Source organism: Methylophilus sp. E2MeOHC9 (assembly GCF_058744375.1).
Genome location: NZ_CP196024.1, coordinates 1,555,300 through 1,568,621, shown reverse-complemented (window position 1 = coordinate 1,568,621; position 13,322 = coordinate 1,555,300). Strand labels below are relative to the sequence as shown.

The 13,322-nt window shown below is 46.6% G+C and carries 10 protein-coding genes; 1 reads left to right on the top strand and 9 read right to left on the bottom strand.

Annotation, left to right across the window (positions count from 1 at the left end; genetic code table 11):
- The first annotated feature begins 7 nt into the window (after window positions 1-7).
- The gene (locus tag ACSSVF_RS07525) at window positions 8-904 is read left to right on the top strand and encodes a LysR family transcriptional regulator (protein ID WP_492402516.1); all 897 of its coding nucleotides are present in this window, start codon (window positions 8-10) and stop codon (window positions 902-904) included.
- Window positions 905-906: 2 nt separating this feature from the next.
- Here ACSSVF_RS07525 and ACSSVF_RS07520 read toward each other — a convergent pair whose 3' ends face one another.
- From ACSSVF_RS07520 to ACSSVF_RS07480, 9 genes are all read right to left on the bottom strand, one after another.
- On the bottom strand, window positions 907-4,473 hold the full coding sequence (locus tag ACSSVF_RS07520; protein ID WP_492402514.1) for a TonB-dependent receptor: 3,567 nt from the start codon (window positions 4,471-4,473) through the stop codon (window positions 907-909).
- 92 nt (window positions 4,474-4,565) lie between these two features.
- Window positions 4,566-5,555 carry a FecR family protein gene (locus ACSSVF_RS07515; protein ID WP_492402512.1) on the bottom strand — a complete coding sequence of 330 codons (990 nt, stop codon included), beginning with the start codon at window positions 5,553-5,555 and terminating at the stop codon, window positions 4,566-4,568.
- Between the two features lie 12 nt (window positions 5,556-5,567).
- Entirely contained in the window at window positions 5,568-6,086 is a 519-nt protein-coding gene (locus tag ACSSVF_RS07510) for an RNA polymerase sigma factor (RefSeq protein WP_492402510.1), read from the bottom strand.
- 120 nt (window positions 6,087-6,206) lie between these two features.
- Window positions 6,207-6,800, bottom strand: coding sequence for a hypothetical protein (locus ACSSVF_RS07505; RefSeq protein WP_492402509.1), 594 nt, complete (start codon window positions 6,798-6,800; stop codon window positions 6,207-6,209).
- A gap of 46 nt (window positions 6,801-6,846) precedes the next feature.
- On the bottom strand, window positions 6,847-7,413 hold the full coding sequence (locus ACSSVF_RS07500; protein WP_492402507.1) for a hypothetical protein: 567 nt from the start codon (window positions 7,411-7,413) through the stop codon (window positions 6,847-6,849).
- A 219-nt stretch (window positions 7,414-7,632) separates the two neighbouring features.
- Window positions 7,633-8,442 (bottom strand): energy transducer TonB, encoded by an 810-nt coding sequence (locus tag ACSSVF_RS07495; RefSeq protein WP_492402506.1) that lies wholly within the window; start codon window positions 8,440-8,442, stop codon window positions 7,633-7,635.
- 28 nt (window positions 8,443-8,470) lie between these two features.
- A complete protein-coding gene (locus tag ACSSVF_RS07490; protein WP_492402505.1) occupies window positions 8,471-8,884 on the bottom strand; it encodes an ExbD/TolR family protein in 414 nt (137 codons plus the stop codon).
- Window positions 8,885-8,894: 10 nt separating this feature from the next.
- Window positions 8,895-9,533, bottom strand: a complete 639-nt coding sequence (locus ACSSVF_RS07485; RefSeq protein ID WP_442584494.1) for a MotA/TolQ/ExbB proton channel family protein — start codon at window positions 9,531-9,533, stop codon at window positions 8,895-8,897.
- A 209-nt stretch (window positions 9,534-9,742) separates the two neighbouring features.
- Window positions 9,743-13,249, bottom strand: coding sequence for a TonB-dependent receptor (locus ACSSVF_RS07480; protein ID WP_492406326.1), 3,507 nt, complete (start codon window positions 13,247-13,249; stop codon window positions 9,743-9,745).
- Window positions 13,250-13,322 lie beyond the last annotated feature (73 nt).

The following is a 13,322-nucleotide window of genomic DNA, read 5'->3' as shown; positions in this document are numbered from 1 at the left end:
TCAACATATGGATAGAAACGAGACACTCAAGCGATTTATACGCGTGGCAGAGCTGGGCAGCTTTACCAAAGCAGCAGAAAGCTTAAACCTGCCCAAAGCCAGCGTCTCACAAGCCATACAGCAACTGGAAACCAAACTGCAAACTCAGTTGTTTCACCGCACCACCCGGAAAGTGCAACTGACGCCGGACGGCCAGCTGTTTTATGAGAAAAGCAAAGACGTACTCAGTGAAATTGAAGAACTGGAAACCCTGTTTATCAGTGATGACAGACACATTTCCGGTGTCATCCGCGTCAATATGTCGCACCCGATGGCGCGGCACCTGGTGATTCCTGCCTTACCAGAGTTCCTGCAACGCTACCCTAACCTATCAATCGACATCAGCAGCGAAGATCGCAAAGTTGACCTGATTAGTGAAGGTTATGATTGCGTGGTCAGAACTGGCGAAGTCGAAGAATCTGGCATGATCATGCGCAAGATAGGCGAGATGCAACAAACCAACTTTGCCAGCCCGGCATATATCGCCGAACATGGTGAGCCGCAAAGCATAAAAGATTTGCAGAACCACTACCTGATTCATTACCAGACCAGCACCAACAATCGATTCGATGCCTTTGAATACACTGCAAATGGCCAACCACAAAGCTACAAAATGCCAAGCCGCATCTGCGTCAACAACACAGACGCCTATCGAGCCGCCTGTGCCGCAGGGTTAGGGATTATGCAAGCGCCAAGGTTTGGCGCGCATGAGTTACTGCTCAACGGCCAATTGGTGGAAATTATGCAAACTTATCCTGCGCCCACTATGCCGGTTTCAATCCTGTTTCCGCATCGCCGCAACTTGTCAAAACGGGTGCGGATTTTTATGGATTGGTTGAGTGAAATAATAAAACAACAACTTTAAAATCAATCCGGCACGAAATGCCAGTTCAAACTGAACCAGACACCGCGCGGCGCACCTGGAGCAATAAAGTTAGTGCTCAGCCAATCATCTGAATTGTGGTTATACCCATCAGGACCAATTGCACCATTAATGCTCGGCGAAAAAGGATTAACCCCTAAACGTCCAGCTGAAAAATATTCCTTATCCAACAAATTGTTAACTATCATGGTTGCAGTCCACTCTTTGTTGAGTTTATAACTGGTCTGGAAATTTAAGACGGCATATCCATCAACTTTGCCAGGGTTTCGGGTGGGGGGTGTTTGTATCAGTGTTTGTGCGCCATTAACAGGATTTGTATACGTAATTGTTTTACGAATTACGCCTTGTTGATGCTCATTATTTTCATTGCCTCTGACAAAACTATCTGAATGCACAACAGTGCTTAAGCCTACAACCCATTTATCAGTTACTTCGTAATTTAAAGTTGCATTCAAATTGTGCAGAGAGACTCCCGGCATCCTGTCCCCTCTTTCGACATTTATGACGCCAGTACGATCGCCATCAACAATCCTTGCACTACTATTATTGTTACTAAGCATTTCAAAATTATTCTCGAAGGTGGCGTCCGTTAATGAGTAATTGAAACCGAACCTCCATTTGTCTAACTTACCACTTAAGCCTGCTTCAATCCCTCTTCGACGTGTATTTCCTATAGTGTCAAAGAAACCTGTGCCTCCCCCTCCCGCAACGTTCACAAAGTAAATATCGTCTTTTAGATCAGTTTGATAAGCACCTAAATTCCATTGAATACCCTCTGTTAAATTCCCTCTCATCCCAAGGTCAAAACTTGTAGATCTAATTTGTGGCAAATAAGGATCACCGGAAAGAGTAGTAGGAAGGGTGCAACTACGATTTTCTAGTACGCTCTTCGGTACGAAAATGAATCCGCCTTGACCATCTGTGAAATACCTACCTGAACTTTTATCAAGCGCACAACCCAACTCAATCACACTCGGGGTTCTTGTGCCTTGTGCAATGTTAGCGAAAACGTTTAACTTTTCGTTTACTTGCCATGTCCCACCTATTGATGGATTAAATGAGTAGTAAGAAAATTTCTCGGTTTCTGCAGGATCAAGTGGTGTAGTGATATTAAGTGGCCGGTAGCCAGTTGTTGGTGGATTGGGATCGTCAATACAATCACCATTACATGTATCTCGGGTATAAGGCAAACCAACCAGATCTCCGATAGCAGCGCTCCCGAACACACCATAGCGTGCGGCAATTTTGTTTACCGCTTTAGTAAAATTATAACGACCGCTAACATTTAAATGAACCGAGTCTACGGGAGTCCAAGTTTCACTAAAATATATACTTTTGGTTGTATTGTTTCCCTTAAAGTCATTATTACGGGATTGTATAAGCGCCCCTCCAAATTGAGGATGCGCTTGTATCGGGTCTAAATAAACATTTCTATTAGCATCGAGAAATCCTAACTGACTGACATTTTGATAATCAGCGCTCGCAGCATCGATTGATGCACCTACCATGAATTTGTGGTGCTCCAAATTCCAATTAAGCTGGAATGATGCACCATCGACTAATTGTTCAATATTATTTTTATTGATAATGCCTGTAGGCGTACCTTTCACAACGCCAGGTTGCCCCCTGCCAGCACCATCAACATATACAGCATTTCCATCCGGGCCTGGATAAGAGAGCGCGCCTCCACCCTTGACACCGCCGCTGACAGCCTGAGTAGTTTGCGATACGTAGCAAGCATCGTTGTTTGTTGCTATACCAACAAAAACATAATTCTTAAACACCACATCATTGCCTAAATTATCTTTGCCTCTAGTATAGAAATATTCATCAAAACCATAATTAATTGTATTTATACCGGCACCAGGAGTAACTGCGCCACCGAGACCGGTTAGTGGTGTAAATGATGCAAAGAAAGAGTTTTCGCCATTAAAGTCATTGCTGACTTCGCCACGACTTGGTGGTTCTGGAGTCTTGCCACGATTGAAGATTTGGGACTCTTCAAAATTTTTAAAGTAATTAAAAACATACTTATAATAGGCAAGAAATTCAGGCGATAGCTCCGTATTTTTCATACCTAATGCTGTATATTTTGCATCAAATTGAGCAGGAGTTAGTCCGGTGAAACCTTGTGAATCTGCAAAAATATCAGATCCAAAAACATCAAACCCTGTGCTAGCATCAGTTTGTAATACGTAATAATCTGGAACGCCATTCGCTTGGGCAGCACCACTACTGTTATACAAACAGGTGTATTCTTCATTCGTTCCTGCCAATAACCTTCTGGCAGGCAGGTTTTGATCATAGTCAGTAAATACATCTGCTCCAATCCCTTTTCTGTCACTTTCCCTCCGATAAACTTGACCAGTAATAGTGAAGCTATCATTGACAAAATAGCTGCCTGATAATTGAAACTGTTGCAGCCGATTCTTGGTTTCGTCCGGCGCGGTAAAAATATCGTTCCGATTTCTGTCATACATTTCACTGGGAATTAGGCCATTGCCAACTAGATCATTGGCAACTAACAATGTGCTTAAATTCAGATCCAGCTTTTCACCACGGAAACTAGCCTTGGTAAACAATTGATTTACCTTGCTTGGCGAGTTTTTACGCCAGCCATCCTCCATAAAGAAGTTACCTGCAGCAAATAAACCAATCGTTCCATTGTTCCAGCCTCCTTCGACTTGTAACTGCTTGCGCCCGAAAGAACCAGTAAGTACATCTGCATCAACGCCTGCATTGTTAAACCCATCTTTTGTTTTCATCGAGAACGCACCGCCCAATGTGTTTAAACCAAAGATAGGATTAGAGCCAGGGAAAACGTCCACTCCAGCCAGAGCGTTCATGGGTATCATGTCCCAGTTCACAACGTCGCCGAAGGGCTCATTGACACGGATACCATCAAGAAATACTGATAACCCTTGAGGCATACCAATTTGAGGGCCAGCAGTAAAACCACGATACTGCACATCCATCTGGAAAGGATTGCCTTGATAGTCATTCACGGTGACCGATTGCAATTTTCGGTTCATCAAATCAGTAATACTAAGAGAATGAGCCTCTTTGATTTCTTTGGCAGAAATACTTTGTACGTTGCCTGGGATTTCTTCTTTTGTGAGCCCAAGACCTGGTAAAGGCCCTACTTCATAAAAGCGCTTTGCACGAACCTCAACTTTGTCCAACTGTACACTTTTATCTTCCTTCGCTGCGCGCTGAATCAATATCTTGTCATCTTCAATCCTGCCTTGCAGGCCAGTGCCATCCAGCATGCGCTTCATGGCTTCTTTACGAGTCATGCGCCCTTTGACTGCGGGGGACTTTTTATCGACGATGAGGGCGCTATCGACTGTGAGGGACAAATTGGACTGGATGGAAAATTGCCGTAATGCGGCGGCCAGTGGTTGGGCGGGCATATCCAGATTTAATGGTACAGAAAAGCCGCCTTCTTGCTCCATAGGCACTTTGGTATTGAGTTCTGCATAGATGACAGTTGGCGTCAGCAGGCTTATCAATGCTGCCAGGATGGCATTTCTAATGGTGTTATTTTGCATGGAACATCCGTCGATTACTGGTCGTGTTAGAGGTGTAACCGACGGACTGGCAAAACGCCTGATATGCGGATGTTAAAAAGAAATGTAAAGAGCTATTTGGCCGGTGCGATTACCAGCGCGTTTTCACTGTTTTTTAGTGCAACAGGGACTGAGCGTGGCAATGTATGGATAAAGTCTTCGATTTCTATGGTTTTGATGACTGCGTTGACTTTAGGTGTGTTGTCGCCCGGGAAAGCTGCCATGACAGGTTGTTGACGATAGCGTGACAAAGTCTCGGCGACTTCAAACATATCTGCCCGGTCAAACACGATGCGCCCGCTGGCGAAGCTGAAGCTATCACTGGCATAGCGGTTGACTTTTAGCGGAGCGGTTTCCTGCATGATTTCCGCGACTTCACCATCGTGCAGGATCAGGGCTTTTGCGGTGCCATCGGCCCGTGCCACTTGCACGCGGCCATGATCGACACTGATGCGGACTTTTTGACTCAACTGGTTGACCGCAAAGCGTGTGCCCAGCACGGTGACTTTGGCTTGTTGCGTCTCCACGACAAATGGACGTTCAGGGTCTTTAGTGACTTCAAAAATCGCTTCGCCACGCGTGAGTTTGACCAGGCGTTGATGACGGTAGAACACGATTTCAAGCGCGCTATTAGCGTTAGCGGTGATCTCCGAACCGTCGTCCAGCGTGCGTTTAACGATTTGCGCCACGGCAGTGGTTTGTACTTGCGTGGAAAGTGGCGCGGCTTGCCAGGTCTGGTATTGCGTGCGACCCAAAAAGCCCAGGCCGACGCATAACAACATCACGGCAAGGCCAGAACCCAGCTTGGAGAGTTTTTTGCGGCGGGTGGATTGCTCAAAATAGAGTTTTTGCGTCAGCGCGTTGGATAAATCCTTCAACCGGTCGGTCGAGCTAAAGTCATCCATGGTGGATTCAACCAGCTGATAGGCAGCCTGATGCCTGCGGTCAGAAAGCAGCCACACTTCAAATGTGGTGCGCTCAGGCGCATCTGGCGCGGCTTCCCGCATGCGCACATACCAGCGCGCGGCAGCTTGCTTGATCGAATCGTCGTGTTTATTTGTCACTGGTTGGGGCTATCAGTCATTCGCGATCAGTTCGCGTGCACTGCTTAAATCGACAATCGCGCGCATCACATGCCGCTCGACCATATTTTTGCTGATACCTAACGCGGCGGCAATTTCAGTCTGGGTGTAGCCTTCCACCCGGTACATCCAGAACACCTGGCGGCAACGTGGCGGCAGCTGTTCCAGAATCCCCTGTATGGTTTCCAGCCGCTGCTTGATGTCGTTCAATTGCTCAACGGACAGCGTAGGCGACTCCAGCCATTCACGGCTCAGGCCGATATCCGCATCCAGCGACACAAACCGCTGGCTGGCATTGTAAGCATCCACAATGAGGTTCTTGGCAATGCTACGCATATAGGCATGCGGCTCTTGCCCTTTATTCGTGCTGGTCGACACCGTGTAGCGAATAAAGGCATCATGCAAGATATCTTTGGCCACATGCGGACATGAAACCTTAAAGCGTATATAGCCGAGCAAATCGGTGTACGCCCACTGCAAATTGATTCCGCCCCACATCATTGTTTTTTCCATGGCAGTTTTGCCGCAAAATTTATGCCATGCCTTTTAAACGTAATTTCACGCCCATCATGCAGATAAATCAATAAAATATGCGCATATCAACCACCAATATGGCTGTATACAGCCATGTCATTAATGGCGCTTATAAACCCGCAAGCCGCCTATCGTCAGCAACCCGCTGGCAAATAACCAGGCCATCGGTGGCGCAGGAACAGTGCTGACAGCGTCAGAGGTAGCAAGAAACCAGTCTAAGTTAAGAGAAAGAGATGTCCGTTGCGTCAACAAGCCTTTACCCGTTCCGCTCAAAACCGTCTTTCGGATAATGTCGCCACTGACAGGATCGATAAATGACTCTTCTGCATAAAAATTTGCCCATACCGGCGCTGGAATATCAGGATAAACCCAGGGATCCGGCGGATTATTTAAATCGTCAGAAAACAACGAAATATCGAAGTAACCATTTAAGTTCGTTGACTGATCGGTTCGGTTAAAAGTACCAAACACCAGAAATAAACTAGTACCGTCATCGATCAGATCATATTGCATAGAAAGAGTGGATTGATTGTAAACAAAGCTCGTTTGCCCCAGAAACCAGCCAGCATCGACCTCGAACTCTCGAGCAAGATAACCTGAAAAACTTTCTTGAAAGAATTCAACTTTAGCTTCTGCCTGCGCACTGACCAGCAACGCGCATAACAGCAAACACTTTTTGATGATGTTGATCATTTTTACCCTTATTTTTTGGTTAGTCTTCAGTTAAATCAGTCAGACCTTACGCTGCCTGTTGGTTAGTCTTTTGGCTGCGCCGCAAACACAACATCACGAAACCCATCGAAAACAGCCAGCTCATCTGCGGTTCGGGCACGGGGGTCAACACGTCAGGAGTACGTATCTGCCAGTCAATTTTTAAAATCATGTTTCCCTGGCCGGTGATAGTGCCAGTTGCATCACCAAAACCAGAGGCGTATTGATATGCGCCTGAATTGGGTAATATTGAATTCCTATCTTGATCAAAAAAACCTGTGATCGAAATGGCATCAGGATCCAGCAACGAATAGAAAAAGAAATTTCCAGAAAATGAGCCCAGCCCATCTGTTCTGGTAAAGGTTCCTACGGCAGGATAATTCACTTGCAGCGCAGGAATCACCTGATAGTACAAGGTCAATGTCACATCCCCATTGGTCAGTGTCGTGGTGTCGTCATAGAAATTCAGTTCAGTATTGACTGCTGAAATAGTCCCCGTAAACACCTCTTCAAATTCCTGCAGTTTTGCTTGCGCATTTGCACTGATAAAGAGCATGGATGCGAACAAGATTGCTTTTATTTTATTCAAAACCATTGTGTGATTCCCCTCATTGTTATTTGATTAAAGCGTACCTGTTTTGCAAAACCATCCATACAGACTTTCTCCCGCCACAACACCTTGCAAGACTAAAAAAATCCCCCACACTCGCCAGATGCAACCTGGTTAGCGCAGGGGTTAGGAGGCAGGAACGATCGTATGGCACTCGGGAAGGCTTCCTCGATCATTCCTTGCTGCAAGACACTGTTTTAGTTGTTATTCCAATCTAAAAGACACCGGGATAGTGATCTTGAAGGTTTTCTTTTTCAGGCTGTCTTTCACGCCTAATTGTTGAATCGCTTTCTTTACCATCCTGATGGCCTCTTCATCTAAAGGTACATGCTTACTCGTTTCCGCCAGTGAGACCTGTGTCAGCTCACCCTTGGTGAATTGCGCAACGATGGTGACATCGCCCTCGAGATGCCTGCGAATCGCAATCGTCGGATACTGCTTACTCTTGTTCACCAGTGAACGTAGCTGCTCGCCATAATCCCCCCAGGCATCACTGTCGCTGGCGGTGAGTTCATCTGAATCATTGCTGACAGCCGCTGTGGTGGTGGCTCGTGCATCTTTTGCCGCATGTTCATCACTATTGGCCTGGCGCGTATTGTCATGACTAGCCGTTGGCGCTGCAGGTGCGGTGGCCGCAACCGGCGGTGCCGCTTCTGTTTTGACAGGCTCTGGTTTTGCTGGCTGTTCAGCCACCCGATGCTCGGCATCGCTATCGGGTGCTGCCAGTACCGGCTTAGGTGTTGGCACCGGTGTTGTCGGCTGTGGCTTAGGCACAACGACCGGGGGGCTTGGCGGTGTCTCAACCTGCGGTGTCACTTGCTGCACACTGGGTGCTGGTGGCGGTGCCTTTACTGAGAAGAATTCGATTTCCATCCGTTCGGGGATGTCTGGCAAACGGATGTTGTTCAGATGCGGATAAATAGCAACCACCAACAAATGCAGCCCAATCGAGATGCCGACCGCACGCCAGACCTTGGCATGGCTCTCTTCATCAATCAACACCAGGCTGGTCATGGCAATGGCCTCATCTGTTGCATAGCCCTCACTTAGCCGATTCCGGCGACATCACAAAGCTGAACTTGCTGATGCCTGCCCGCTGTATCGCCGCCAGTACTTTGGCCACAATGCCATACTCGGCATGCTCATCGGCGTAGATCTCCACCGCAGGGTCTTGTTGCTGCTTCAAGGTGCCAAGGTTAGTGGTCAGGGCGTCCAGGGCGAGCTTTTTCTGATCAAGAAAGACATCGCCACCATCGGTGATGCTGATATGCGCAGTCTTGGGCACGGTGATGGCGACTTCAGCACTGGCTTTGGGTAGTTTGACCTTCACCGCATTCATGAGTAAGGGGGCGGTGACGATAAACACTGTCAGTAATACCAGCATGACATCCACCAGTGGCGTGACGTTGATCTCGCTCACCAGGTCTTCTTGTTCTGCATCGCCTAAGATAGCCATTTGCCTGTGCCTAGCTTTCTACGCCGGATTGAGTGAGTAATGACTGGAAGCGGCTGGCGACTTGCTCCATATCGGCCCGGTGTACTTTCTGCCTGCGCATGAAGTAGTTATAGGCGAGTACGGCAGGCACGGCAGTGGCAATGCCAATGGCGGTGGCGATCAGGGCTTCGCCGATGGGGCCGGCGACGACGTCTAAGCCGGCAGAGCCGGTGGCGGTGATGGTCTTCAGCGCATTCATGATGCCCCAGACGGTGCCGAACAAGCCTATGAAAGGCGCGGTAGAGCCTATGCTGGCTAAGACGGCGACACCACCATCCATACGTTTATGTTCAAGATATGCCTGTTGCTTGAGCGAAAGCAAAATGACTTCCTGGCGTTCGTTGCGGCGTAGTACTGAATTGGCCATGACTTCGTTCATGGCATTCATGCCGGCATTACACAACCGGGCGAAGCTGCTTTCGCTTTTGGAGATGAGTAAAGGTAACTCATAGATACTGCGCGTCTGTTGCCACTCAGACAGGAAGTCAGTGGATTCACTTTGCGCCTTGTACCAGGCCCAGCTTTTGACAATGATGATGGCCCACACCACCACCGAGAGCACGCCCAGCAAATACAGCACTAAATCTACGATGTCAGGTACTAAGTCCACGAATGACCCCTCAAAAAAATTAAATTACTTGTGCCAGGCCCTAGCCGGTCAGAAAATGATGCTGATGTGCAATACCTAAAATCAATATCAGGAAGATTTCCCGAATTAATCAGGAAGATTACGTATTCACATCCCTATACTTGTTTAATCGCTGAGAGAGCAAAAAACCTGACGTCGTTAACATAACTTTACAAAATGTTATTTTAATGTCAATCCGGCTGAAAATGCCAGTTAAGACTAAACCAAACCCCACGGGGAGCCCCTGGTGCCAAAAAGTTCGTCATAAGCCAGTCATTGGAGTTGTGGTTATATCCTGAAGGACCGATTGCGCCATTAATGCTTGGCGAGAATGGATTACGGCCTAAACGCCCAGCACTGAAATATTCTTTATCAAAAACATTATTCACGATCATGCTTGCTGTCCATTCTTTGCTCAATTTATAACTCGTCTGAAAATTGAACAGCATATAGCCTGCGACTTTGCCTGGATTGTTGGTCACAGGCCTAGCAAGCGGCTGGTTATTAATGTCCAAATCATAGACAGTTACTCCTTTTTGATGATCGTTATTTTCATTGCCACGCAAAAATGCTGAGGAGTGTGCAACAGCAGACAGGCCAACTTGCCAATCAGGCGTAATATCGTAACCAAGGCTAGCATTAAAATTATGCATGGCCACACCAGGCATACGGTCCCCCGGCTTCACCTTGATCCGTCTTGCAGTTTCACCAACGTCATATACACATTGACCAGAGGAGTTGCAGTATGGCTCTATGGTTGAACTGCTATTATCGTCTGCAGCCATCGTAAAGTTACTTTCGAAGGTAGCATCAGTTAACGCATAATTGAGACGCATCCTGAACTTGTCATAGGTAGCAGTAAGTCCCGCCTCCAGTCCTTTTCTGCGGGTCTTATCAATTGTGTCAAAGAAGGTTCTATTTCCAGGGTAGCTCACCATGTAAATATCATTTTTAAGGTCGGTCTGATATATACCGAGATTCCACTCTATGTTGTCAGTCCATTTCCCCCTCATGCCCAGATCTATGGTTGTTGCTTTAATTTGCGGTAGATAAGGATCGCCAGACAGCGTTGTAGGCAGAGAACATGAGCGATTTTCAATGATACTTTTCTCAATATATTTTTGAGTACCATCTGCATTTACACCATGCGGAATCATAGTTTTATCAAAAGCACACCCAAGCTCAATGACTGATGGCGTACGCGCTCCCTGTGCCCAATTACCATAAACATTAAGATTAGGCGTGGTTTGCCATGTTGCGCCAAATGATGGATTTAAAGAGTAGTAACGGAATTTTTCCTTTTCTGCAGGATGGAGCAAATTGGAGACATCAGGAACAATGTACCCAGTTGTTGGGCACGTGCCATTCACACAGACATCATAATAGTTAGGAAAGGATTCATATTGCGCTAGATTCCAGACAAAAGTTCCGTAAGTCCGAGATGCAATTGTATTTTGACCATGCGTATCGTTATACCGTGCAGCACCCGTAATATGCAGAGTATCTATAGGACTCCAAGTCTCACTAAAATAAATACTTTTCGTGATCTGCTTTCCATCAAAATTGTTATTACTGATTTCTTGGCTGGCAGCGGTATATTGGTCACGAATCTCATCTGGGGCCAAGTAGGCATTCCTCTCGCCATCCAGCATCCCCAGCATCTGGCCGCTATAGTAAGTTGCAGACGGTGCATCTAAAGACAAACCAAACATAAATTTATGTTTGGGGAAATTCCAGTTAAATTGAATGGATGCGCCGTCTGTAACCTGATCGATTTGTGTATTGGAAATCACTGCAGTAGGCGTCCCCTCAACCACGCCTTCTGAACCCGGGCCAGTACCATAAACCGCACCATCAACATACTTGGGTGTGGTAGTGCCTGGCACTTGTACGGCTAAAGGATCTAGCCCCATATCTTCAGGCTTTGTGATATCCCCATGGCACTTGTCACTATTGGTCGGCGACCTAAACACTACAACATGCTTGACACCCATTCCATCACCAGGGGTAGTGTCACCGGCTGCAAGCGTATCTGGGGTATAAAAATAAAATGAAAATGCTCCAGTAAGAAAAGTAGTCGCTGGATCATTAGCTTGTAAACTTGACAAGCTGGTCATTGATTCAAAATAGTATGAAACATCACTCCCGGAGTAACTCACTTGTACGCCGTTAGGCACTTCTGGTGAGCCTTCACCGCCAGGAGTAAAGATATTTGTCTGTTGAAAGTTTTTCTGGCGCTGAAAATTGTCGAGTGCTCGCGCCAGAAATGACGCATCATCAATGTCTGCATTTATCATATTGCTAGGCAAACCTGCAAATGCATCTTCAACAGTGGGCGCTGATAAAAAACCAGCAATCACAGGATCGTCAAATAATGTTCCCAAATCTCCGTTTTGCCAGGGGATAATCGCATAGTCTGGCAACCCGTATTTATTAGTACTTTCAAATAAACATGTGAACTGTTCACCTTGGGCTAGGTTTCTTTTTAATTGCTGTTTTCCGAACTCTGTATAAACGTCTGCCCCCAGCGACTTACGTTTACTGTTGCGCCTGTAGGCTTGCGCTGTAATCGTAAAGTTATCATTCACAAAATAACTAGCTGACAATTGGAATTGTGCTAGCCGATTTTTTGTTGTATCCGGAGAGGTATAAACACCATTGCGGTCTTGCCTATACATCTCACTAGGCAACAATCCATTACCCACAAGATCGTTGCCAACAATCAATGTACTTAGATTTAAATCTAGTTTGTCGCCACGATAACTAGCCTTACCGAAAAACTGATTCACCTTACTCGGTGAGTTTTCACGCCACCCATCTTCAAGAAAGAAATTCCCCGCGCCAAACAAACCAATCGTGCCGTTATTCCAACCACCTTCCAACTGTAATTGTTTACGCCCAAACGACCCTGTCAATATATCGACATCAGCTCCTGCATGATTAAAACCATCTTTAGTTTTAAGGGCAAAAGCCCCGCCTAGTGTACCTAAACCAAATACAGGATTTGAACCAGGAAATACATCAACACCTGCCAGTGCATTCATAGGGATCATATCCCAGTTGACCACATCACCAAATGGCTCATTTACACGAATACCATCAAAAAATACTGAGAGCCCTTGTGGAGTACCTATTTGTGGTCCAGCAGTAAACCCTCTATATTGCACATCCATCTGAAAAGGGTTTCCTTGGTAGTCATTTACCGTCACAGATTGAAGCTTGCGGTTCATTAGATCCGTCAGACTCAAAGAGTGCGCCTCTTTAATTTCTTTAGCAGAAATACTTTGAACGTTGCCCGGGATCTCCTCCTTTGTCAGCCCCAAGCCTGGCAATGGACCAACCTCATAAAAACGTTTGGCGCGGACTTCAACACCATCCAGCTTAAGCGTTTTCTCTTCCTTTTCGGGTGCGCCGGGGATTGGTTTAGGGGCTACACGCCGTAATTGGTAGCGGCCACCTTTCCCTTGAATCACCTCTAAGCCGCTATCTTTCAGCAAGGTATCAAACCCTTCTTGCACGCCATATTGTCCTTTGAGGCTCTGGCTGCGTTTTCCTTGTGTGAGAATCGGATCAAAGCCCAGCAGAATGCCGGATTCGGCAGCGTAATCAGGTAATGTGTCGCTAAGATCACCTGCAGGGATCTGGTATGTCTTTTTTGGCAGGCTGATATTGAGCGTTTCGGCGATAGCCTCTCCCATAACAGCGGAAAGCAGTAAGCCAGCACTTAGTAAACAAACTCCACCCCAAGAAATGCTTTTACGATTTTTATGA